The sequence below is a fragment of the Novosphingobium sp. BL-52-GroH genome (assembly GCF_044813085.1).
Taxonomy (GTDB): domain Bacteria; phylum Pseudomonadota; class Alphaproteobacteria; order Sphingomonadales; family Sphingomonadaceae; genus Novosphingobium.
Window position 1 is genome coordinate 835,472 of sequence record NZ_CP171152.1, and the last position, 23,794, is coordinate 859,265.

General features: G+C 66.9%; 19 protein-coding genes. 12 read left to right on the forward strand and 7 right to left on the reverse strand.

Translation table 11 applies throughout. The annotated features are described in order from the left end of the window. Nucleotides 1-11 precede the first annotated feature (11 nt). The 5 genes from ACFFDA_RS16575 to ACFFDA_RS16595 all read left to right on the forward strand — a co-directional run bounded on the left by ACFFDA_RS16575 (nucleotide 12) and on the right by ACFFDA_RS16595 (nucleotide 5,916). Complete coding sequence (locus tag ACFFDA_RS16575) at nucleotides 12-812, forward strand: N-formylglutamate amidohydrolase (protein ID WP_404481867.1); 801 nt, start codon at nucleotides 12-14, stop codon at nucleotides 810-812. 5 nt (nucleotides 813-817) lie between these two features. After that, entirely contained in the window at nucleotides 818-1,177 is a 360-nt protein-coding gene (locus ACFFDA_RS16580) for a cupin domain-containing protein (protein WP_404481869.1), read from the forward strand. 18 nt (nucleotides 1,178-1,195) lie between these two features. Continuing rightward, nucleotides 1,196-1,579 (forward strand): ribonuclease HI, encoded by a 384-nt coding sequence (locus ACFFDA_RS16585; protein ID WP_404481871.1) that lies wholly within the window; start codon nucleotides 1,196-1,198, stop codon nucleotides 1,577-1,579. A gap of 52 nt (nucleotides 1,580-1,631) precedes the next feature. Beyond that, on the forward strand, nucleotides 1,632-3,218 hold the full coding sequence (locus ACFFDA_RS16590; RefSeq protein WP_404481873.1) for an alkaline phosphatase D family protein: 1,587 nt from the start codon (nucleotides 1,632-1,634) through the stop codon (nucleotides 3,216-3,218). A gap of 301 nt (nucleotides 3,219-3,519) precedes the next feature. Then, a complete protein-coding gene (locus tag ACFFDA_RS16595; RefSeq protein WP_404481875.1) occupies nucleotides 3,520-5,916 on the forward strand; it encodes a TonB-dependent receptor in 2,397 nt (798 codons plus the stop codon). 50 nt (nucleotides 5,917-5,966) lie between these two features. On the opposite strand, the gene ACFFDA_RS16600 is transcribed toward ACFFDA_RS16595, so the two are convergent. Then, complete coding sequence (locus ACFFDA_RS16600) at nucleotides 5,967-7,022, reverse strand: LacI family DNA-binding transcriptional regulator (RefSeq protein WP_404481877.1); 1,056 nt, start codon at nucleotides 7,020-7,022, stop codon at nucleotides 5,967-5,969. A 283-nt stretch (nucleotides 7,023-7,305) separates the two neighbouring features. On the opposite strand from ACFFDA_RS16600, the gene ACFFDA_RS16605 reads away from it, so the two are divergent. From ACFFDA_RS16605 to ACFFDA_RS16630, 6 genes are all read left to right on the forward strand, one after another. After that, nucleotides 7,306-8,568: a carbohydrate porin gene (locus ACFFDA_RS16605; protein WP_404481878.1), complete on the forward strand. Its 1,263-nt coding sequence runs from the start codon at nucleotides 7,306-7,308 to the stop codon at nucleotides 8,566-8,568. 369 nt (nucleotides 8,569-8,937) lie between these two features. Continuing rightward, nucleotides 8,938-9,660 carry a gluconate 2-dehydrogenase subunit 3 family protein gene (locus ACFFDA_RS16610; RefSeq protein WP_404481880.1) on the forward strand — a complete coding sequence of 241 codons (723 nt, stop codon included), beginning with the start codon at nucleotides 8,938-8,940 and terminating at the stop codon, nucleotides 9,658-9,660. A gap of 73 nt (nucleotides 9,661-9,733) precedes the next feature. Next, nucleotides 9,734-11,503 (forward strand): GMC family oxidoreductase, encoded by a 1,770-nt coding sequence (locus tag ACFFDA_RS16615; RefSeq protein ID WP_404481881.1) that lies wholly within the window; start codon nucleotides 9,734-9,736, stop codon nucleotides 11,501-11,503. A 9-nt stretch (nucleotides 11,504-11,512) separates the two neighbouring features. After that, on the forward strand, nucleotides 11,513-12,829 hold the full coding sequence (locus tag ACFFDA_RS16620) for a c-type cytochrome (RefSeq protein WP_404481883.1): 1,317 nt from the start codon (nucleotides 11,513-11,515) through the stop codon (nucleotides 12,827-12,829). Nucleotides 12,830-13,013: 184 nt separating this feature from the next. Then, a complete protein-coding gene (locus tag ACFFDA_RS16625) occupies nucleotides 13,014-14,333 on the forward strand; it encodes an NAD(P)/FAD-dependent oxidoreductase (protein WP_404481884.1) in 1,320 nt (439 codons plus the stop codon). 191 nt (nucleotides 14,334-14,524) lie between these two features. Further along, nucleotides 14,525-16,036, forward strand: coding sequence for an aldehyde dehydrogenase family protein (locus ACFFDA_RS16630; protein WP_404481886.1), 1,512 nt, complete (start codon nucleotides 14,525-14,527; stop codon nucleotides 16,034-16,036). 19 nt (nucleotides 16,037-16,055) lie between these two features. Here ACFFDA_RS16630 and ACFFDA_RS16635 read toward each other — a convergent pair whose 3' ends face one another. The 3 genes from ACFFDA_RS16635 to ACFFDA_RS16645 form a co-directional block, all read right to left on the reverse strand. Further along, nucleotides 16,056-16,544 (reverse strand): nuclear transport factor 2 family protein, encoded by a 489-nt coding sequence (locus tag ACFFDA_RS16635; RefSeq protein WP_404481887.1) that lies wholly within the window; start codon nucleotides 16,542-16,544, stop codon nucleotides 16,056-16,058. Nucleotides 16,545-16,578: 34 nt separating this feature from the next. Next, complete coding sequence (locus ACFFDA_RS16640) at nucleotides 16,579-17,019, reverse strand: heme-binding protein (RefSeq protein ID WP_404481889.1); 441 nt, start codon at nucleotides 17,017-17,019, stop codon at nucleotides 16,579-16,581. Between the two features lie 75 nt (nucleotides 17,020-17,094). Beyond that, entirely contained in the window at nucleotides 17,095-19,386 is a 2,292-nt protein-coding gene (locus tag ACFFDA_RS16645) for a TonB-dependent receptor (RefSeq protein ID WP_404481891.1), read from the reverse strand. Nucleotides 19,387-19,944: 558 nt separating this feature from the next. On the opposite strand from ACFFDA_RS16645, the gene ACFFDA_RS16650 reads away from it, so the two are divergent. Then, nucleotides 19,945-21,474, forward strand: coding sequence for an MFS transporter (locus tag ACFFDA_RS16650; protein WP_404481893.1), 1,530 nt, complete (start codon nucleotides 19,945-19,947; stop codon nucleotides 21,472-21,474). Here ACFFDA_RS16650 and ACFFDA_RS16655 read toward each other — a convergent pair. The 3 genes from ACFFDA_RS16655 to ACFFDA_RS16665 all read right to left on the reverse strand — a co-directional run bounded on the left by ACFFDA_RS16655 (nucleotide 21,458) and on the right by ACFFDA_RS16665 (nucleotide 23,777). Then, on the reverse strand, nucleotides 21,458-22,366 hold the full coding sequence (locus tag ACFFDA_RS16655) for a LysR family transcriptional regulator (protein WP_404481895.1): 909 nt from the start codon (nucleotides 22,364-22,366) through the stop codon (nucleotides 21,458-21,460). The genes ACFFDA_RS16650 and ACFFDA_RS16655 overlap by 17 nt on opposite strands. Nucleotides 22,367-22,470: 104 nt before the next feature. After that, complete coding sequence (locus ACFFDA_RS16660) at nucleotides 22,471-22,734, reverse strand: hypothetical protein (RefSeq protein WP_404481897.1); 264 nt, start codon at nucleotides 22,732-22,734, stop codon at nucleotides 22,471-22,473. Then, nucleotides 22,731-23,777 carry a class I SAM-dependent methyltransferase gene (locus tag ACFFDA_RS16665; protein WP_404481899.1) on the reverse strand — a complete coding sequence of 349 codons (1,047 nt, stop codon included), beginning with the start codon at nucleotides 23,775-23,777 and terminating at the stop codon, nucleotides 22,731-22,733. Before ACFFDA_RS16665 ends, ACFFDA_RS16660 begins: the two co-directional genes overlap by 4 nt. Between the last annotated feature and the right edge of the window lie 17 nt (nucleotides 23,778-23,794).

Consider the following 23,794-nt stretch of genomic DNA (forward strand, 5'->3'; position numbering starts at 1 on the left):
GGCATATCCTGATGGCCGGGCGCACGGCGGGTGGCTTGCTAGGTCCGGACGATCCGGCGCCGTTCGGGATGTTCAACGCAGCAGGGTCCTCGCCGTTCCTGCTGATCGGGGACCACGCCGGGCACGCGATTCCCCGTCGGCTGGGAGGCCTCGGCCTCGCCCCCGTCGATATGGAGCGTCACATCGCCATCGACATCGGCGTGCTGGGCCTCGGCAAGGCGCTCGCACGGCGGCTCGACGCGCCTTTCGTGCACCAGGCCTATTCGCGCCTGGTCATCGATTGCAACCGCGATCCGGCCCGACCCGATGCGATCCCCGAAGTGTCCGACGGCACTCGCATCGCGGGCAACGAAGGCCTGGAAAATACGGACCGAAAATCGAGGATCGAGGCAATCCATCGCCCCTACCACGCCGCGATCGCCGCCGAACTCGAAGCGCGGCACGCGGCGGGGCGCGATACCGTGCTCGTCTCGCTGCACAGCTTCACGCCGGTGATGGACGGCATCGCCCGCCCCTGGCACGCCGGCATCCTGCACTGGACCGGCCGGACCGACTTCGCCCACGCCTTTCGGGAAGCCCTGCGCGGCGAGGCGGGCCCCGATGTCGGCGACAACGTGCCTTATGCGATGGACGACACCGACTACACCGTCCCGCTCCACGCCATCGCGCGCAACTTGCGCTACGTGGAGATCGAAGTCCGGCAGGACCTGATCGGCGGCGCGCAAGGCCAGGCGCTCTGGGCGCGGCGGCTGGGACGCGCGGCGCTCGCAGCGACGGGCGCTTCCCTTGGCGGGAACACGGCGCCATACTAGGCGCCATGGCCTCACGATCCGACGCAAATACCCCCCTGCCCGGCAACCTCCTCCAGGTGGAGCGCGCGCGCGGGGACGCCGAACTGTTCGAGGACCTGCTGTTGCGCCCCGGCGTCCGCATCGAGCGGATCGTGTCGCACGGGCACACTACCCCGCCGGACCGACCCTACGTGCAGGACTGGGACGAGTGGGTGCTGGTGCTGGAGGGCTCGGCCGAACTCGATCTCGACGGTGCGGGCCTGCGCAGGCTGGAGGCGGGCGACCACATCTTGATCCCGGCGGGCCTGTCCCACCGCGTGACCTATACCGCCGAGCCGACGATCTGGCTGGCGATCCACATCGGCGAGCCTTCGGGCGAGGCATGACATGAAGGTCATCGCCCGATGAGGCGCCGCAGGCTCAAGGTGTTCTTCGACGGCGGCTGTCGCCCCAATCCCGGGCGCATGGAGGCCGCCGTGGTGGTGCGGGGGATCGCCCACCTGTTCGACGACATCGGCACCGGCACCAATACCGACGCCGAATGGCTGGCGCTGATCCGGGCAATGGAACTGGTGCAGGCCTCGAGCCTGGACGACGTCGAGCTGATCGGCGATTCGACCGTGGTGGTCCAGGCCGCCGACGCGGCCTTGCGCACCGGTATCGCCGCCGAAGGACATGCCGCCAGGTTCCTCGCCCTGGCCCTGTCAGCGCGCCCGGCCCGCGTACGCTGGATCAAGCGCGAGCAGAACCTCGCCGGGATCGCCCTGAACGCCCGCCATCCGCGATAGGCGCGCCCTGTCATGGTTCGGTAACACGCACCCGCGATAGCCTGCGCGCATCATGCCCGTAGCCCCCTTGCAATCGCCCCGCCTTCCCCTGTTCTCGCGTCGGCTGGTCGTCGGCGGCGTGGGCGCCGCCGCCGCGCTGCTGTCGATCGGCGCACGCGGGGCGACGCCGCTGCCACCGGGCCTGTTCTCGCTGGGCGTCGCCTCGGGCGATCCCGAGGCCGACAGCGTGATCCTGTGGACCCGGCTGGCGCCCGAGCCGATGGCCGGCGACGGCGGCATGCCGGCGATCGCCGTGCCCGTCCGCTGGGAAGTGGCGGAGGACGAACGCTTCGGCCGCGTCGTGCGCAGCGGCACCGTCCGCGCCGAACCGCACTGGGGCCATGCCCTCCATGTCGAGGCCGCCGGACTGCGGCCGGGCCATGCCTACTTCTACCGCTTCATCGCCGCCGGCGAATCCAGCCCCATCGGCCGGACGCGGACGGCTCCCGCTGCCGGCACCGCTGCCGACCGCCTGCGCCTGTGCTTCGCCTCCTGCCAGAAATACGAGGCCGGCTTCTACGCCGCCTGGCGCCACGTCGTAGCCGAGGACCCGGACCTGATCCTGTTCCTGGGCGACTACATCTACGAAGGCGCGCCCAGCCACAAGAACGCGGTCCGCCAGCATCGCAATCCCGAACCCGTCGACCTGGCCGGCTACCGCGTGCGCTATGCCACCTACAAGCTCGACCCGCTGCTGCAGGCCGCGCACCACGCCGCGCCCTGGGCGCTGACCTGGGACGACCACGAAGTCGCCAACGACTACGCCGGCGCACTCGACCAGGGCAACGGCGATCCGGTCGCCTTCCTGCGCCGCCGCGCGGCCGCTTACCGGGCCTACTACGAGCACCAGCCGCTGCGCGTGCGCCCTCCGCGGGGTGCCGACATGCGCCTCTACCGCACGCTGGACTGGGGCAGCCTCGCCCAGCTCCAGATCGTCGACGACCGGCAGTATCGCGGCCCCCACGCCTGCCAGCCGGCCGGCCTCGTCGAGGCGCACAAGCCCTACCGCAACGTCATCGGCGAATGCGCGGACCTGCACGATCCCGCTCGCTCGATGCTGGGCGAGGCGCAGGAGCGGTGGCTCGACAAGCGCCTCGCGACGAGCCCGGCGAAGTGGAACATCCTCGCCCAGCAGACCCTCATGCACCAGGCGATCGTCCCCGATCCGCAGGACAAGACGGACGCCCCGCACTACTCGGCCGACAACTGGTCCGGCTATCCCGAGGCCCGCGATCGCATCTTCCGCCGCTGGATCGCGGCCGGGACCAGCAACCCGCTGGCCCTGGGCGGCGACATCCACGCCTTCGCCGCCGCCGACATCCGCGATCCCGACCGGCCGGACGGCGCCCCCATCGCCGCCGAATTCGTCGGCGGGTCGATCACCTCGCTGCGCGACGATCCCGATTTCAAGCGGCTCGCCCCCGCCAACGGCCTGGTTTTCGCCGAGAACGAAGTGCGCGGCTACGGCCGGCTCGACATCGACGCGCGCGGCGGCAACGTGACCTATCGCGGCCTGGCCGACGCGAAACGCGAGGATTCGGGCATTGCCGACATCGCCCACTTCGCCCTGGAGGCGGGAAGGCCCGGCATTCAGGTTTAGGATCGAACCTCCCCCCGAATCATCGTCCCGGGCTCGACCCGGGACGATGGGCACGGCCCCGCCCACGTCACGTCAGAGCGCGGCGTCGCCCGCGGTCGAACAGGGCATATCGGCCATGGGCACGCAATCGGGAAAAAGAAACATGCTGTAACAATAGCGACATGGGACAGCCCTATCGGCGCCACAACGCAATCGCGAACAGATCCAACGGCATAGCTCCACTGCCTTCAATCCATCTCCTCCGGCGACGGTCGACGGGGGAGGCGCGGCTGCGTGCGTCTTATAAAATGAGGGTCAATCGATGTCCGTTTCCATGGTCCGCGCCTCGCTTGGCAAGAGCGTCGCGTTCATGCTGCTCTCCGCCAGCCTGCTCCCCCTCGCCGCCCACGCCGAGACCTCGGCCGACGACGCCGCTGCTTCCGACGACGCGGCAGGCTCGCCCGAGATCACCGTGGTCGCCCGCAAGCGCTCCGAGAACGCCCAGAACGTCCCGATCCCCATCACCGTCATCTCGGCCGAGGAACTGACCCGCCAGAACCTGGTGAATTTCACCAATTTCCAGAGCAAGTTCCCCGCCTTCTCGGTCTACCTGACGAACCCCAAGCAGCTCAACCTGGGCATCCGCGGCATCGGCAACAACGGCTTCAACACCGACGGCATCGACGGTTCGGTCGGCATCTTCGTCGATGGCGTCTACACCGGCCGCCAGGGCATGGTCTCGACCGACTTCAACGACGTCGCCGACGTCGAACTGCTGCGCGGCCCCCAGGGCACCCTGTTCGGCAAGAACACTACCGCGGGCGCGGTCATCATCAACACGCTCAAGCCCGAGTTCGAACTGCACGGCGGCGGCGAGGTGAGCTTCGGCAACTTCGGCCTGCGCGAAGTGAAGGCCAGCGTCACCGGCCCGCTGATCGCCGACAAGCTGGCGTTCCGCGTCTCGGCCTTCGATTCCAGCCGCGACGGCACTTACAGGAACCTCTACAACGGCGGCGACCAGAACGCCCGCCAGGGCTCGGGCATCCGCGCCCAGCTCCTCGCGACGCCGACCGACAACCTCTCCATCCGCCTGATCGGCATGCATGGCGAGCAGGACTTCAACACGATGTCCCCGGTGATCCTCTCGGTCTACAACCCGGCGGCGCTTCAGGCGCGCATGGCGGCAGCGGGCTACACGCTGCTGACCAGCAATGCCAAGGACCGCAACGTCAACATCGACGGCGCGCTGAACGCGCAAACCAAGTCGAACTCGGCAAGCGGCGAGATCAATCTCGATGTCGACGGCATCGGCACCTTCACGTCGATCACGGCCTACCAGGAGTGGGAGTGCTTCACCAACAACGACAACGACTACACCCAGCTCGACGCGATCACCGACTACGGCTCGTGCAACAAGGAGCACCAGTTCAGCCAGGAACTGCGCTGGTCGACACCCGCCGACCAGCCGGTCGAAGCGACGCTGGGCGGCTTCCTGAGCCGCCAACGCCTGCAGGTGGACTCGCGCGTCGAGTTCGGGCCGCAGTACAACATCTGGGCCGCCAACCCGAGCGCCACCGCCTTCCCGGCCACCGGCGGCAAGACCTGGGCGCAAGGGGCCTACTCGGCGCGCGTCGACGGCTTCGGCATCGCCAGCCAGGCAGTGTTCCACACCGACACCGAAGCGCTGTTCGGCAACGTCACCTGGCACCCGGATGCGGCGCGCAACCTCTCGATCGACGTCGGCCTGCGCCAGACCTGGGAGCGCCGCTCGGAAATCTATGACGGCGCCGTCGTCTCAAACCCGGGCAACCTCAACACCGCGCAGATCAACGCGATGTCGGCGGCAGGCGCCAACGCCCAGCTCGGCCATGTCGACACCAGCCTCAAGGACAGCGCGCTCTCGGGCGAAGCAGGCATCAACTACAAGGTGACGCCGCACATCTTCCTCTATGCCAAGTACGCGCGCGGCAACAAGTCGGCCGGCTTCAACCTGCTGCCCGTCACCGACGCGCAAGCGATCGCGGTGGGTGCGCAGCAGACCGTCAAGGGCGAGACCGCCGACAACTTCGAAGCCGGCATCAAGAGCACCTTCTTCGACAACAAGGTCATGCTCAACGTCACCGCCTTCCACACCAAGGTGAAGGACTATCAGGCCAACCAGGCGATCGGCGTGGGCAACACCGCGCTCAAGTTTCTCTCGAACGTCGGCTCGCTGACCTCGAAGGGCGTCGAGGCCGAACTGCAGACCTGGCTGTTCGAAGGCCTGCACACCAAGGGCTTCGTGGGCTACAACAAGGCGATCTACTCCTCGTTCCACAACTCGGTCTGCCCCGCGCAGTCGACCGCGCTGACCTGCGACCTGACGGGCCGCCAGGTCGCCTGGGCGCCCAAGTGGACTGCGGACTTCACCGTCGACTACACCGTACCGATCAACGACAGCACCCAGGTCTACGGACTGTTCGACGTCAACTGGCGCTCGAAGCAGAACACCACGATCACGCTCGATCCCTCGGCCGAGATCAAGGGCTACGCCCTCGCCAGCGCACGCGTGGGAACCCTGCTCGACAAGGGGCGCCTAGACGTTCAGCTCTGGACCGAGAACCTGTTCAACAAGGCCTACTTCATCAACCTGCTGGGCTACACCAAGTCGACCGGCATCATCCAGGGCTACCCGGGCAACCCGCGCACTTACGGCGTGACCGTCCGCGTCAAGATGTGATCCCACGGGCAGGCCCGGCGCACCGCCGCGCCTGCCCGCCGTCCCGGGGATCAGATGTTCTCGGCAGTGAAGATTTCGAAGGGCAGGAAGTGCTGCTGGCGACCGCCTTCGAACCGGGCCACGAGCGCCCGTGCCATGACCTCGACGGCAGTGCGCGCCATGCGCTCGGCGGGATGCGACAGCACGACCTGGATCACCCCGTCGGCCAGCGCCGCGCGCGTCTCGTCCGTGAGTTCGTTGACGACCACGATCGGGCGCGGGCCGGCGCCCTCCCGCTTGCGCAAGGCGGCGATCACCCCGCCGATGCCACCGCCGGCAACGTAGATCCCCGATAGATCCGGCACGTCGCGCAGGAGCCTGCCAGTGATCGCGAAGGCCCGGTCATCCTCCTCGAACGTCGCTTCGGTCTGGACCAGTTGGACGCTCGGGGCATGTTCGCGCAAGTATGTTCGGAAGCCGGCCTCGGCGAGGTCCTGGCTCTTGTAGCGGGGGCTGCCAACCAGCACCGCCACCTGCCGCAGGTCGCCGGCGAGGCCCTTGACGAACCACCCCGCGGTACGCCCCTTCTTGAGGTCGTCGATCCCGACATGGCCCGCGACGCCCCTGCCGCTCAGGTCCGAGACAAGCGTAAAGACGGGCACGCCGTCGGCCGCGAGCATGTCGACGGCGTGATTGATCTTGGGATGGTCGGCGGCGACGAGCGCCACCGCATCCACCTCGCGGCTGAGCGTCATCAGGTTGTCGACCACGTTCTCGGGCGAGAGGTCCTCCAGGAAACGCACGACGGGGCGGCCGTGCACGATCGTGCTGGCGCGCGTCGCGTCGGCGAGCAGTTCTCCCCAGAGGCGATACTCCTGCTGCCCGCGCAACTGGAGCAGGAAGCCCAGGCGTCCCACCGGCCGCGAATTCGCCACGCGATGGCGAATGGCGGCGACGCCGCGAAAGCCGATACGCTCGGCCGCTTCGAGCACCCGGTCCGCCGTCACCTGTCGGACCGGATCACGGCCGTTGAGCACCCGGTCGACCGTCGAAATGCTCACTCCGGCGGCATTGGCAAGATCGACGATGGTGGCGCGAGGCCCGGAGCGACCCTCAGAATCTTTCATAATACGTCTCATAAACTGCAGTGAACCAGGCGACAATATGAAAGATAATGTCAGAGAAGCTTGATAGCCAGCGCCGGAGCCGGAAAAGGCCGCCAAATCTGCTTCGCGGCGGCCGCCGCCTCAAGATCGCACCGGATATCACTCCATGACACCAGTTCTCCCAGCCTTCGTCCGATCCGGAGTCGCGCCCGGGCGACGGCTTCCCCTCCTGCTTGCATGGCCCGCCCTGCTGCTGTGCCTGCCTCTCCCGGCATCGGCCCAACCGGATGACGACGAGCGAGCCGTGCCGGCCGCCGACGCGACCGGCGAAAGCCCATCGGCCAAGGCAGGCGGGGCGGATACCGGTCTGCTATCGGGCTATCGCTCCTGGAAGCAGGACCTGAAGCGCGACGGCTTCGATTTCGACGTCAACTACACGTCCGAAGACCTCGTCGCGGCCAAGGGCGGAGACAACGACAAGGTCTATCATGCAGGCCAGCTCTCCTTCACCGGGCAGGCCGACATGGCGCGGCTGGTCGGCTGGGACGGTGCCTCTATCCTCGTTTCGGTCTCGCACCGCGATGGCAGGAGCATCAACAGCGGCGCCGGCATCGGCTCCCTGCTGGGACCGCAGGAGATCTTCGGCCGCGGCAACGTCACGCGTCTTTCGCAGTTCTGGCTCGACCAGCGGCTCCTGGGCGACCGCCTGTCGATCCGGGTCGGCCGGGTCAACCCGGGCAGCGACTTCGAGGCTTTCGACTGCAACTTTATCAACCTGTCGTACTGCGGCAACCAGGTCGGCAACATCGTGTCGGACTACTGGTACAACTACCCGATCGGCCAATGGGGTGCGATCGCCGAGCTGAAGACCGGCGCCCACAGCTACGTGAAGGCCGGTGCCTATCAGGTGAACCCCACGAACCTGAAGCGCGGCCTGGTCTCCACGCTCGACCCTTCCGGCGGAACGGGCACGCTGGTCCCGTTCGAATTCGGCTGGACCCCGCGCCTGGGCTCTCGCGGCGAGGCCACCGTCAAGCTCGGCGGCTGGCGCAGCACCGCGTCGCGCAACGACGTCTATCTCGACGCCAACCGCGATCCGGCTGCGGCGACCGGGCTGGCCTACCTGCAACGCGGAGGTTCCTATGGCGGCTACGTCAGCCTCGTCGCCAAAGTACCCACCGGACGCGCCGGGGACGCACGCAGCCTGACCGCCTTCTTCAACGCCACCCTCGCAGACCGGCGGACCAGCTCCGTCGACCAGACCTTTGCCTCGGGGCTGGTCTACACCGGCCCCTTCCCCGGCCGGCCGAAAGACCAGGTGGGCCTCGCGGTCAGCTACAACCACCTGAACTCCCGGCTGGCCGACTACCGCCGCGAAAGCCTGGCACTGGGCCATGCGGTGCTGCCGCCCGGCACCGGCGAGAATGCGGTCGAACTCTATTACGGTTTCCAGGTGACCAGCTTCCTGCAGTTTCGCCCGGACGTGCAATGGATCCGGCATCCCGGCGGCATCGCCGCCAATCCGAACGCGGTGATCGTGGGCGCGCGTACTTCCATCACGTTCTGACCTGCTGGCGGCATCGGGAGTCTTCCAAAATGAGAGATTCTTTCATTATCTGACGCATTCCCGTGAAAGCTGCTTGTCACCCGATGGGCGTGAAAATAAGGGGCAGCTACAAGCACAAGATTTCGGACGACCGTTGGATTTCCGCCAGCTTTTCCGAATGCGGAGCGCCTCTTCACGAGCAGGCGCCATCCGCAGCCGGCAAGGCCGTCGCCCCTCGCGCGGGGCAGGCTCGATCCACAGCACATGACGCCCGTCGCAAACGGATTGCTTCTCCCCGCCGGCCTTCGCCCGCGGGGCGAGGCAGCTCGCCCTTGCGCCGGATCGGCTGCGCAAGGTCGCTCGCACGGGTTGATGCAAAGGGCTGATTCGATGAAACGAAGGCAAATCCTGTCCTCGCTCGGCGCCGCGATCACCGCGGTCCCGGCGGCGAAGCTCCTCGCCAACGAGATGGAGGGTTTCCCGCACGACATGGCGCTCGACCAGGCCTTCGTGCCGACCCCCGCCAAGGTCGGTGCGCCCCAGGTCCTTACCCGCGAGATCGACCGGCGCACCGTATCGGCCGCCTTCGACCGGCTGATCCCCGCGGACGAGCACGGCCCCTCGGCCACCCAGGCGGGCTGCGTCGACTTCCTCGATGCCCAGCTCGCCGGCACCTTCGGCCAGGGCGCGTCCCTCTACCGCTCCGGGCCCAAGGCACCCGGCGAGGATGCCCTGATGCAGAAGCCGCAGTTCATCGCCACCCCGCGCGAACGGTACGAGACCGGGCTGCGGGCGCTCGAAGCCTACGCCCAGCGTACTCACAAGGCCTCGTTCGCCGACCTCGAACCGGAAGCGCAGGACGCCATCCTCGCGGGCATGGACGACGGCTCCGTGGAACTGGCGCCCGAAGTGAACACCCGCGCCTTCTTCGAGCTGATGCTCGCCAACGTGCGCGAAGGCTACTTCGCCGACCCGATGTACGGCGGCAACAAGGACATGGCCGGCTGGAAGATGATCGGCTTCCCCGGCGCCCGCTACGACTATCGCCTCTATGCCGACCGGACGGGCGAGGACCTCGGGCTCGAACCCGTCAGCCTGATCCCCAAGGACTGAAGGCCCGGCTCCTTCCCCTCGCCCCTTCCCCCTGGGGGCCCTTCGGCGACGACATCAAGCAAGGCAGACATACATGGCAAGCAAGCGCCCCAAGGCGGACGTGGTAGTGGTCGGGCTCGGCTGGTCCGGCTCCCTCATGGCGGAGGAACTGACCCGCGCCGGCCTCAACGTCGTCGCGATCGACCGCGGCCCCTGGATCGACACCTCCACCCACACGCCCCCCGCGGTCGACCCCGACGAGCTGCGCTGGGGCCAGCGCAAGGAACTGCTCGCTCCGCCGCGCGACAATACGGTGACTTTCCGCAACCGCGCCGACCAGGTCGCGGCGCCCTTGCGCGACTATGGCATCTACGAGATGGGCCGCGGCGTCGGCGGAGCCGGCTTCCACTGGGCGGGCATGGCCTGGCGCTTTTCGCCGTGGGATTTCCAGGTCCGTTCCAGGACCATCGAACGCTACGGCCGCGCCAAGGCCGAGGACGGCGACATGCAGCTCCAGGACTGGGGCGTCACGTATGACGAACTGGAGCCCTTCTACGACCAGTGGGAACGCATCGCCGGGATCTCCGGGCAGGCGGGCAACATCAAGGGCGAGATCAGGCCGGGCGGCAACGTCTTCGAGGGTCCGCGCAGCCGCGAGTACCCCACGCCCAAGCTCAAGACGCTGCGGATGATGGAGCTGTTCAACAAGGCCACCACGGACATGGGCCTGCACCCCTTCACCATCCCGTGCGCCAACATCTCGCAGCCCTACACCAATCCGCTGGGCGTCAGCATGGGCGCCTGCACCTACTGCGGCTTCTGCCTTGCCTACGGCTGCGGCAACTTCTCCAAGTCGAGCCCGCAGGCCTGCATCTTCCCGGTGCTGGTGCGCCGTCCCAACTTCAAGGTCATCACCAAGTCCTGCGTCACCCGGGTGAACAAGGCGGCCGACGGCAAGACCGTCACCGGCGTCACTTTCGTCGACGAGCACGGCCGGGAATGGGAACAGCCGGCCGACGTCGTGTGCCTCACCGCGTTCCAGGTCGACAACGTGCGCATCCTGCTCCATTCGCAGATCGGCAAGACCTTCGATCCGCGTACCGGCGAAGGCACGATCGGGCGCAACTTCAGCTTCCAGACCGTCTCGGGCACCGACATGTGGTTCGAGGACGAGCACATCAACCCGTTCATCGGCACCGGCGGCCTGGGCTCGCAGATCGACGACTACAACGGCGACAACTTCGACCATTCGAAGCTGGACTTCATCGGCGGCGCCGGCATCCTCACCCTCGCCCGCGACGGCGCCCCGATCGGCAAGGCCAACAACCTGCCGCCGGGCTCGCCGCGCTGGGGCACCGGCTTCAAGAAGGCCTACTCGAAGTACTATCGCAACTACGGGACGATCTTCAACCAGGGCTGCTCGATGCCCACCAGGACGGCGACGCTCGACCTCGATCCGACCTATCGCGACAAGTTCGGCGTGCCACTGCTGCGCCTGACCTACGACTATGCGCAAAGCGACCGCAACATGGCCAAGTTCACCATGGATCGCGCGGTCGAGATCGCGCGCGAGATGGGCGCAGCGCACGTTTCCGGCTTCAACTTCGCCGACAAGCCCTTCTCCACCGCCGTCATCGCCTCCGACCACGTGATCGGCGGTGCGGTGATGGGCGACGATCCCGCCAGTTCCGCAGTCAATCCGTGGCTGCAGAGCTGGGACGCGCACAACCTGTTCGTCGTCGGTGCGTCTGCCTTCCCCAACAACGCAGGCTACAACCCGACCGGGACCGTCGGCGCCCTGGCGATCCGCACCGCCCAGGCCATCCACCAGACTTACGTCCGCAATCCCGCACCGCTTGCCTGAGGCCGATCGATGAAGAACTGGAAACGCATCGCGCTCGGCGCCAGCGCGGCCGTCCTGGTCGCAGCCGTCGGCACCGGCATCTGGGGCAGCCATGCACTGGACACGTCCCGCTCGAACGTGGCGGACGACAAGGTCGCGCTTGCGGACGCCAAGGTCACCGACCAGGCCGCGATCCGGCGCGGCGAATACGTCATGCGCGCCGCCGACTGCGCCGCCTGCCACAACGGGGCCAAGGGCGAGTTCGCCGGCGGCTACCGCTTCGACACGGACTTCGGGACGATCCTGTCCTCCAACATCACCCCGGACCGCGAGACAGGCATCGGCGCGATGACCGAGCGGGACTTCTTCGACGCGGTGCGCCATGGCCGCGGATCGAAGGGCTTCCTCTATCCGGCCATGCCCTATACCGCCTACGCCAAGCTGACCGACGCCGACATGCACGACCTGTGGGCCTACATGTCCACGGTCCAGCCGGTCTCGAACACGGTCGACGAGAACGGCGGTATGATCTTCCCGTTCAGCATCCGCCTGGCGATGGCCGGCTGGGACCTGCTGTTCTACGATGGCGCCCCCCTCGCCCCGACGCCGGGCCGGTCCGCCCGGTGGGAGCGCGGGCGCTACCTCGTCGATGGCGCCGGCCACTGCTCGGCCTGCCACAGCCCGCGCAACCTGCTCGGAGCCGAGAAGGCGAGCCTGTACCTCCAGGGCGCCCGCACCGGCTACTGGTACGCGCCCGACCTCACCGGCAACGAGCATGTGGGCCTCGGCCGCAGCTCCGCCGGGGACATCGCCGAATATCTCAAGACCGGTGGCGACAGCACCGCCATCGCCGCCGGCCCGATGGCAGAGGCCGTCGAACATTCGCTGCAGTACCTTTCGGACGACGATCTCAAGGCGATGGCCGTGTACCTCAAGTCGCTGCCGGCATCGGACAAGCCGCGCCCCGCCCCCATCCCGGCCGGCACTCCTGCCATGAAGCTGGGAGCGCTGCGCTACGAGGTCAATTGCTCCGCCTGCCACGGCGTTCGCGGCGAGGGCATGGGCGACATGGTCCCGCCCTTTGCCGGCAACCAGGGCCTCCAGTCCGACGACGCGGCCAGCCTGATCCAGGTCATGCTCGTGGGCGGCAGGGCCGCCTCGACCCGACACAAGCCGACCGGCGCGGGCATGCCCTCGTTCGCGTGGAAGATGGACGACCGGCAGATCGCCGAAACGCTCGACTACGTGCGCAACACCTGGGGCAATGCCGCCAGGCCGGTGGCGGAGTCCGACGTGGCGAAGATGCGGGAGGCGCTGGAGGCGCGCAAGAGCCTGCCCGCGAACTGACGACACCGAAGACGGTGCGGGCCACCGGCAACGGCGCCCTCACCCGTTCATTGCGCAACCGTCCCGCCCCAATTTGCACCGCCCGGCGAGGCCGGAACGCTTGCCGGGTTTCGCTAAAACTCGCACAATGGCGCGCTCGCCAATCTCGGTAAAACCGCACGACCCCAACTTGGGAAAGAGAATTATGTCGACCCCGGGCAAGACACAGATCGTCATCATCGGCGGCGGCGCCGCAGGCCTCGAACTGGCGGCGAAGCTGGGCTCGCACTACGGTCGCAAGAACCACGACATCATCATGGTGGACTGCAACCGCACGCATATCTGGAAGCCGCTGCTGCACGAAGTGGCGACCGGGTCGCTCGACGCCAACATGGATGAAGTAGGCTATCGCAGCCACTGCCACCGCTGGGGCTACCGATACTTCTACGGATCGCTCGCCGGCATCGACCGGACCAACCGCCGCGTCAGGCTGGCCCCGATCAACGACGAAAAGGGCCGCGAGATCATCGCCGCCCACGAGATCCGCTACGACTATCTCGTCCTCGCGTTCGGATCGGTGACCAACGATTTCGGCACCCCCGGCGTCGCCGAGAACTGCTTCTTCCTCGACAGCCGCGGCCAGGCCGACCGGTTCCGGGACCAGTTGCTGAACCAGTGCCTGCGCGTGTCGCGCACGATGACGGACGACCTCCAGAGCGATGCGCGGGTCAGGATCGCGATCGTCGGCGCGGGCGCCACCGGGGTGGAACTGGCGGCCGAACTGTTCAACGCGGCCGACGCGCTGGGTTATTACGGACTGGAAGTCTTCGACCGCGGCCGCATGGAAGTGACGCTGATCGAAGCCGGCCCGCGCATCCTGCCTCAGCTTCCCGACAGGCTGGCGGCCGCGGCGCAGTCGGAACTCGAGACGCTGGGCGTGCGTGTGCTCGTCGACACGCCCGTGGTGGAATCGACGCCCGAAGGCATGGTCATGCGCTCGGGGGACCGCATCGACGCCGACCTGCAGGTCTGGGCCGCGGGCGTGAAGGCCAAGCCCATCGCCGAGGGGCTCGACGGACTCGAACTGGCCCGCTCGGGACAGGTCGTTGTCCGCCCCTCGCTCCAGAGCACGTCGGACGACCGCATTTTCGCGATCGGCGACTGCGCGTTCTGCAAGCTGCCGCAGAACGAAAGGCCCGTGCCCCCGCGCGCGCAGGCAGCGCACCAGATGGCCGCCACCGCCTTCGCCAATCTCAAGCGGCTGATGACGGGCAAGCCGCCGGTCGATTTCGTGTACAAGGACCACGGCTCGCTGGTCTCGCTCAGCCGCTTCTCGACGGTGGGCACCCTGATGGGCAACCTCGTCGGCGGGCGCATGGCGGTGGAAGGGCGCATGGCGCGTTTCATCTACCTGTCGCTCTACCGCATGCATCTGCTGGCGATCCATGGCTGGATCAAGGGATCGGCGCTGATCGCGGTCAGCCACGTCAACCGCATCGTCCGCCCCCGCCTCAAGCTGCACTGAGAATCTTTCGGGCCAAGCAGACTTCGAGCCTGCGTTCTTGCCGATGGATATAAATACCGTCGACACATTATAGACCCCGGCGCCCTAGCGACGGGCCGCGCAAATGATGTCTCTGGGACAACGCCCGGACGGCTTTCGGCCCTGCCGACAGCCTGTCCCGGCGCGCCAGTCCATTCGCAGGAAACCCAGCCATGACCACCATTCTGGACGCCGTCCGTCCCGTTACTGCGGGCGCGCAGGCGCTGTTCGACACACCGGCGGTCCTGGGTATGCTGATCGACGGCGCCTGGCAGCAATCCTCTGGCGGGAACACGCTGGAAACCCGCGACCCCGCCACCGGCCGGACGATCGCGACGATCGCCGACGCCTCGCCCGCGGACGTCGATGACGCCGTGGCCGCGGCACGCAGGGCCTTTCCCGCATGGTCGCAAACCGTGCCGGCCGCACGCGCGGCCATACTGAACCGCATCGCCGACCTGATCGACGCCCACATCGACGAACTCGCCGAACTGGAAACGCTCGACCAGGGCAAGCCGCTTCACGTCGGGCGCTGGGCGGAAATCCCCGGCGCCGTCGCGCAGTTCCGCTTCTTCGCCGGGCAGGCCATGGCGATCGAGGGCCGGACGGTAACGCCGTCGATCACCTACCAGCCGGCGGGCAAGCAGATCGCGGCCTGGACGCTGCGCGAACCTGTCGGAGTGGTGGCCGCGATCGTTCCCTGGAACTCGCCGCTGGTGCTCACAGCGATGAAGCTCGCACCGGCGCTGGCGGCCGGCTGCACGGTGGTCCTCAAGCCCGCCGAGGATACGTCCGTCACGGCATTGCGGCTTGGCGAACTGATGATGCAGGCGGGCCTGCCCGCAGGCGTGCTCAATATCGTCACGGGACGCGGCGCCGTGTCCGGGGCAGCCCTCGCCGCGCACCCGGGCGTCGACAAGATCGCTTTCACCGGCTCCACCCAGACCGGCCGGGCGATCGTCGATGCCTCCAGGGGTAATCTAAAGCGCATCACGCTGGAACTGGGCGGCAAGTCGCCCGTCGTCATCCTGCCCGACGCCGATCTCGACCTCGCCATCGCGGGCGCCGCCAACGCGATCTTCTTCAACGCCGGCCAGGTCTGCGTGGCGGGATCACGGGCCTATGTCCATGCCTCGATCTACGATCGGGTCATGGCCGGCCTTTCCGACCATGCGCAGGCGCTGCAACTCGGCCACGGCCTGAACCCGGGCACGCAGATGGGCCCGCTGGTCTCCGTCCAGCAGGCCACGCGGGTCGAGGGCTTCATCGCGGCGGCGCGCTCCTCGGGCGCCGACATCGTCGCGGGCGGCGAGCGGCGGGGAGCGTTCGGAACGTTCATTTCCCCGACCGTCATCGGCAATGTCACGCCGAACATGGATGTCGTGCGCGAGGAAATCTTCGGCCCGGTCCTGGTCGTCCAGCCCTACGAGGACATCGAAGCCGTGGTCGAGGCCGCCAACGACAGTCCCTACGGCCTTGCCGCCAGCGTATGGACGCAGTCGCTGTCCAGCGCCCACCGGCTCTCGCGGCAGATCCAGGCCGGGACGGTGTGGATCAACTGCCACGCCATGTACGATCCCAGCCTGCCGATCGGCGGCGTCAAGCAATCGGGATACGGCCGCGACAGCGGGCTCGCGGCCCTGGACAACTATCTGGAATGGAAGACGGTCTGCGCCGTCGTCTGACGAGTGCCGGTGCGGCCGGTCATTTCTCGACCTGCCGCGCCATGCCCCCGAGCACGCGCCAGGCGCCGTTCTCGCAGACCCAGGTGTGGGTGACGTGATAGCGGCGGTCGACGGGCGTACCGTCGGCACTTACGGTCATGTGGGTCGCATAGTAGATGACCGCGGTGTCGCCCGAAAGCGCCATGTGCCGATAGACCATCTCGAGCTTCTCGCGCGACGGCTGCACCGGCTTTCCGGCCACCGCCGCAAGGTCGTCATAGCTGAAAGGCAGTGCCACGGTGGGCGGCCACGACACGTAGTGTTGCGAGGTGCTCTCGATGTACGGGCCAACGTCGCCACGTCCCCTGCCCGCATAGATGGCCTGCTCCTTCTCCCACAGGAGATCGCGGACGGCATCGTAGTCGGCCGCCGCGTTCGTTTCGCCCGCCAGGGCCGCCGCCGGAACCAGCACGGCCGACAGGGCCGCTCCCAGCAGCGAAGCACGCCGGCGATAGGTCCTGTCGGTCATGGTATTCTCCCTTGCAGGTGCAGTCCGGTATCTCTTACGCGGCATCGCCGTGGGGCGGGTCGGACAACAGGCCCAGCGATCGGATCGCGTCGATGACGAAGCGCTCCTCCTCGTCGAGCGAGCCGCCGGAAATACCCACCGCACCGATCGTACGCTGCTGCGCATCCTTGACGAGGACACCGCCGGCCAGTGGCAGGAGCGTCTTGCCGGTGGCCTCGCGCAAGAGCGCATGCATGTCGGGCGCAACCTTGAAATAGCTGGCCAGGGCACTCGTCGGCATTCCGAGCGCCAGCGCCGCCTCCGCCTTCTCGAACGACAGTTTCGCGCGGGACGTGCCCGACCCGTCCTGCCGCTGCAGGGCGACGGGGACTCCGCCGTTGTCGACGACGGCGATCGTCAGCGGCTTGGAGCCCTTTTCCAGCGCATGGGCGAATGCGCGCTCGGTGATGCCCATTGCGAGCGCCAGCGTCATCATCGTGCGTGTTCCTCGAAGATAGGGAAACGGGGCCGGGCATTGGTCATGCCGGCCCCGCTGGTCATGTTCGGCCGGTCAGAACCGATAGGATGCGCGCAAGCCGATCGACCGCTTTTCCGGCAGCGCGATCGCCATGGCGGAGTGGGCGAAGTAGTTGGAAAGGTCGAGAAGATCGGCAGAGTAGCGATTGACGTTGTCGATCGTCTCGTCCTTGAACAGGTTACGGACGTAGGCTTCGATACGGATCTTCTCGTTCTCGACGCCGGCCCGCAAGTTCACGCGCTTGGACGCGCCGGTATAGGCAAGGTTCAACTCGGACTCGTACTTGCGCCCCTGGTAGACGAAATCGCCGTGAGCGAAGAAGTCGTAGTCGCCGTAGACCGGAACCTTGTAGTCCACCGCGAACGTTCCGGCATACTTGGGATTGCGCGGGATGCGGTTGCCGTTCACGTTGTTGGTGCCGGTAATGGCGACGCAGTAGGTGCAGTTGTAGTTGGTGACCTTGGAATCGGCGATGTTGAAAGTGCCGGTAAAGGTCAGCGCGTCGGAGACGCGGAACGCGCCTTCCATCTCGACACCCCACAAATCGCTGGCGCCCACGTTGGACGTCACCTGGACCTGCGTGACACCGGCCGAGGTTTCCGGCGTAATCAGCACGGCCGTGGCCCGAGTGCCCTGGTTTTCCCACTTCATCTTGTAGACGGCCGCGGAAAGATTGAGGCGCCCGTCGAGGAACCGCGCCTTCACGCCGGCCTCGTAGTTGGTGAGCAGTTCCTCCTTCACGGCGACGCTCGCGCCGGTCTGGCGATAGACTTCCTCCTTCTGCGCCGCCGTCAGGGCCGCGATCGTCGCGTTGAACGATCCGGGGCGGTTGCCCTTCGCGTAGTTGAGGTAGAAGTTGAGGTCGTCCGTCGGCTCGTAGTTCAGGATCACGCGCGGCAGGAAGCGCTTGTACGTCGCCTCCAGGTTCGCCCCCGTCGGCGGCAGCGAGATCGCCTTGGCCCATTGATAACGCCCCTCGACGCTCAGTTTCAGAGCTTCGAGGATCTCATAGGACAGCGAGCCGAACAGGCCGGTCGTGCGGGTCTTGGCGGTGCGGGTATAGCCGTCCGCGAACTGGATGAACCCGTAAGGCGCGTAGTAGCTGTTTCCGGTGATGGACTCTTCGTCCATGTAACTCGCGCCCACCAGCCAGTTCAGCGGGCCGTCCCCGGTCGAGGCGAGGCGCGATTCGAAACTGTAGTCGCGGTTGTCGTTCTCGAGCAGGATCTGCCAGACTTGCAGTTCCGGGGTATTCGCCGCGGTTCCGTAGAGCGGGTTTGCGGCGAACTTCGTGACGTCGCGGCCGACGCCGGTGATCGCGATGTACTCGTTGCTGTGGTAGGACCCCTGGGCGGTGAAGGTGATGTCCTTGGCGACGTCGTAGTCGACCGAGAGCCCGCCCTGATAGGCGCGCCGCTCGAGCCCGGCGCTCTTCAGGAACGACGTCTTGAACGGAAGGTCCGCACCCATCGCGTTCTCGATCAGGTACTGGCGCACGAGCGGCGAGATCGCGGTATCGTATCCGATCTGCGAGTTGGCGGGCTTGCTGATCTTGCCGCAGTAATACGTAAGCGTGCCACCCAGGTCGCAATTGTGCCCTTCCATGCCCACCTGGATGCTCGCTGCCGGGCCGTCCTTGTCGGTCCAGTAGTTGAAGCGGCCACGGACGCGCAGACCGGCAGCCGGTTCGGCATAGAGCGCCGCAGTATAGGACCGCGTGCTCTGGGCGCCCAGGCGCTGGGCATACGAGGTGCCTGCCTCCGTGGCGGTAAGGCCGGCGTTGTTGCGATACTGGCCGTCCGTCCCGTAGTCTCGCGCGGTCAGGCGGATGGCCATGATGCCGGGGATGATCGGAGCATCGACCGAGGCCGAAACGTCATGCAGGCCGTAGCTGCCGATCTCGCCCGATACCTTGCCCGCCCAGTCGGTGAGCGACGGCTTCTTGGTGATGACGTTGACCGCGCCCGAGAAGGTGGCGCGTCCGAAGTAGGCGCTCTGGGGCCCCTTGATGACTTCCACGCGCTCCACGTCGTCAAGGCCCGACGTCTGGCCGGACGATACCGGCATGCCGTCGACGAACAGGGTCGCCAGCGGCGCGCCCGATTCCGTGCTGAGGCCGCGGAACCGCAGTTCAATCTTCGAACGGTCCGCACGGTCGGTTGCCAGCGGCGTGATGTAGAGCCCCGGGGTGAAGGCCGACAGGTCCTTCATGTCGCGCAGGCCAAGGCTCTCGATCTTGTCCGCGCCGACGACGCTGATCGTCAGCGGTACGTCGTGCAGGGTTTCGTCGCGCTTGCGGGCGGATACGATGATGTCCCCATCCATCGACGACTTCTGAACCGCTTCCGGCGTGGAATCCTGCGCATAAGCAGGTTGAACTGCTGCAAGAGCCGCAAACGACACACCGGAAAAAATCGTAAACCTAAAACTACGATTACCGAAAATCCCCATTTTACCCTCCGTAGAATGTCCGCCCGTCCTGCTTACATTTTTATTTTCTATTATAATTCTTATGCGATTTATCGAATTGCCATTCTTCGGCAATCTTCAGATCTTATGTTTATTCAGAAATTGGTGGCCGCGCCGTGGATACGGCTGGTCGGCTTGGGACGATTGTTAAATAGATTCGCGCGGCCTGATATCGACACAAATCCTATAACCTATAGTCGGGCAGCCAGATCGCGTTGGTCGGGCAGATGGCCCCCGACGCGATTGCAGCCCCGGCCAAGTTTGCGGCCCGGAAACGCGCCATCACGGACACCATCGATGCCCGCCCCCTAATGCCCCACGCGACCACCCAGCCTATAACCTATCCAAACGACCCACCTGTGCTTCGACAGCGAGGCGCTCGATCAGGAATGCGACATAGAAAGTTCGCAGCCCATGACGAAAAGCGCCTGCCCGCCCCTGCCCGATCCCGCCGACGCTCTCGGCGCGGACGCGGCCCCATCGCAATCCGAATTCCGCCTTGTGCTGTTCGCGCTGCTGCTGGCGACGGCGCTCGGAGCGTTCGAACGCTCGATCGTGTCGGCGGCGATGCCGCAGATCGGCGCGGAACTTGGCGGCATCGAGAACCTGTCGTGGACCATCTCGACCTTCATGATCGCGCAAGGGGTATCCATCCCGATCTACGGCAAACTGGGCGACGAGATGGGCAAGAAGAAGCTCCTGTCGATCGCGATCCTGATCTTCATCGCCGGCTCGCTGCTCAGCGGCATATCGAACTCGATGGAGATGCTGATCCTGTCGCGGGGCCTGCAGGGCATCGGCGCCGGCGGACTGGCAACTTTGCCCACCGCCGCGATCGGCCACTTCATCGGCCCTCTGGAACGCGCCCGCTACCAGGGATTGTTCGTGACCGTGTTCGGCTTGTGCAGCATTCTGGGGCCGGCAGTCGGTGGCTTTCTGACCACGCTCTACGGCTGGCGTTCGGTGTTCCTGGTCAACCTCCCGCTGGGCCTGCTGGTGCTCGAACTGATCCGCCGCCACTACCGCTCGCACGAGCCGCTCTCGCCGCGCCAGCCGTTCGACTATGCCGGGACGCTGATCCTGGGCGTAACGACGGTACTGCTGATGCTGCTGTTGACCTGGGGCGGCACCCGCCATCCCTGGAGCGCGCCGATCATGCTGTGGCTCGCGGCCGCGACCGCCGCCCTCGCGACGACGTTCTGCGTTTGGCAGCGCGTCGCGACGGCGCCCATCTTTCCGATGACGATGCTGCGCGCCAAAGGGTTCTACCAGGCTTTGCTCATCAGTTGCGCGATCGGCGCGGGGTTCTACGGAACGAGCGTCTACCTCCCGCTCTACTTCCAGGTCGCGATGGGCCAGCCGGCATCGGTTGCCGGCGCGCTGATCGTTCCTCTCGTCCTGGGCAACATCGCCGGCGCAACCTTGACCGGCCGGCTGATCGCCCGGACGGCGCACGCGCGGCTGCCCCTCATGGTCGGATGCGGGATCGTCTCCGCCGGCTTCTTCCTGATGTCGCGGATCGATCCGGGCCAGAGCCTGATCGTGCCGTTCGAAATCTGCCTCGCGATCACAGGCTTCGGCGGCGGACTGTGCATGCCTACTCTCGTCATCGTCGTGCAGAGCCGTATCCCGGCCGAACAGCTCGGCATCGCCACGGCCGCGATGACCTTCATGAACACGCTCGCGGGCGCCGCCGGCGTCGCCCTCGCGGGCTCCATGCTCAATGCCAGGCTGGACGCCCTGTTGCCGGCCGGCTCGCATGCGCTGGTCGTCATCGAAGGCGCCGCGCTGGAGATATCGCCGGCGATCGCCACCGCCTATGCACAGGCGTTCAACGGCCTGTTCCTGACGAGCGCTCTGCTGTGCGGCCTCGCCTGCCTGCTGTCGTGGGCGACGCCCAGCCGCCTCGACGACCGGGCCCCTCGCCTCACGCCTTCAGCGTAGCGGCATGCGACGCGCAGCATGACATGAACTGCCGCATCGCCGCGGTCCGCTCCGACAGGTTGGAATGCAGCAGCGCGATCTGCGCGGTCGGGGCGATGGTCGACTGGTCGACCCGGACCAGCCGGCCGTCGCGGATCTCGTCGGCCACGGCCTCGTCGGGAGCGATGCACAGCAAGCCGCTGGAACGGGCCGCAGCGATGGCGAAGTTCATCGAATTGACGCGCATGCGGATCAGCGCCTCGTGCTCGCGCTCGGCGAACTTGTGGCGCAGCATGTTCTCCGCCGAACCGACGTTGGTCACGACCCAATGGGCCGCGGCAAGCTGGTCCAGCGACACGTCGCGCTGGCCGGCGAGCGGGTGCGACGGCGAGCAGTAGACGCTGCTGGGATAGTCGCCGAGCGCCTGGACGCGGATTTCCGGCGGCGGATCGAAGTCCTCCCCCATCAGCGTCAGCGCGAGGTCCCATTCGGAACTGAGGATGTCGTTGAACACCTGCCCGCTGTTGTAGGTGAAGGTGAAGGCATCGACGACGATGTCGGCGGACGTCTCCATGAACGCCGAGACGACCTTGGGCATGAAGCGCGGGATGAACACTGACAGCGTGCCGATCGACAGCTTGCCTACGCCGCCGCCGCGCATCATCGAGACTTCGGCCTGGGCCTTCTCAGCCTCGCGCAGGATGTTCTTGGCGTAGCGGATGAAGACGACGCCGATCTCGGTCGGGCGGATGCCGCCGCCGCCGCGAATGAGCAACTGCGCGCCGACCGAGCGTTCCAGCGCCTTGATGCTGTGCGAAAGGGACGGCTGGGTCAGGTTCAGCGCCGCCGCGGCGCGGTTGATGCTGCCATGCTTGATGACCGCCAGAAACTGCCGCAACTGCCGTAATTCCACGCCCGTTTCCTTCTCACAACGTTCCGGTGCCGGCGCTCGACGAGCGACCGCTCGGATCGGTGGGATACTCCAAGAAACCGCGCTGTCGAGGGGCATCGCCGCGTTTACCCGAAGGCTTGCGTGACCACCTGCATCAACCTGTCGCGCCGTTCGGCCAGAAGCTGCTCGGTCGCCTCGTCGGGCTGATACCCGTCGACGGCGCCGGCGGGCAGCCCCATGTCCTCGAGCAGCCGTTCCAGGACCGTCATGCGGTCGGTCACGATCCACAGTTCGCGCGTCAGTGCGAGAACCGCCTGGCCTAGGGCGTCGACGTGCTCGAGGCCCAGGATGCGCCGTTCGGGCGGGTCGGTAATGAGCGGCTGGTTCATCGCGGCTTCCTGCCGATCACGAAATAGGGGTTGGCGTAAGGCGCGACGGTACCCGAGCGCACCTCGACGAAGCCGGCACCTTCGGCGTGCGCGGCGAAGTCGATCATCGCCGATTCCCGCCAGAAGGGCTCGCCGCCATAGCGGGCTGCCCAGTCGAAACGCCAGGACGCCAGCCTGTCGATGTCGGCATAGCGCGGCACGTCGGCGATCAGCACGGTGCCGCCGGGGCGCAGCAGGCGATGGGCCTCGGCGAAGACGGCGTCGACGATTGCCGTCGGCAGCTCGTGATGGATGGCATAGGCCGTGACCATGTCGAAGCTTGCGTCCTCGAACCCGGTATCCTCGCCCACGCCGACGAACAGCTTCCAGTCCAGCCCGCGTTCGTTACCCACCCGGCGTGCCTGCTCGAGCATCGCGGGCGAAGGGTCGATGCCCCAGATCTCGGCCTCGGGAAACACCTCGGACAGGGCCACGGTATAGTGGCCGGACGAGGTTCCGAGTTCGAGGATGCGATCGTAGGCGCGGTCGGCCGCTTCGCGCGCCACCACGCGGCGATTGGCGTAGATGTCGCCGGCGAAAATCTTCGAGACGAACTTGCGGTGGATCAGTTCGCCGTGGACGAAGCCGTTTTCCGGTACCGCGTCCCAGCCTCCGTGGCTGCGATGGAACCAGCTTCGGGCCCAGTATTCGGGCGGCTCGAAGCCTTCGCGATAGTCGATCGTCGTCGGCCCCTCGGCCGCCGAAGTCAGCGCGGGGGCAACCTCGTCCCGGATTTCCGCGAAGGCGTCGAGCGCCGCGAGGCCGTGGTTGCGCGCGCTGTATTCGGCAAGCAGTGCGCGAAGGCGAAACGGGCTCGATCCGGCCATCGCCTCGTCGATCACGCGGTGACGTTCTTCCATGTCCTCGGGGAGCAGGTCCGGGCCCAGCCCGATCCCTGCCATCTCCGCCTCGGCGGCCTGCATCGCCCGCCCGCCCGCCTTGGCGACAGCAACCTCGAAGTCCATCGCCGCCCGGCCACGCTGCTTGAGCTGAAAGTCCATCATCGTCTCCTCGGCCGCGG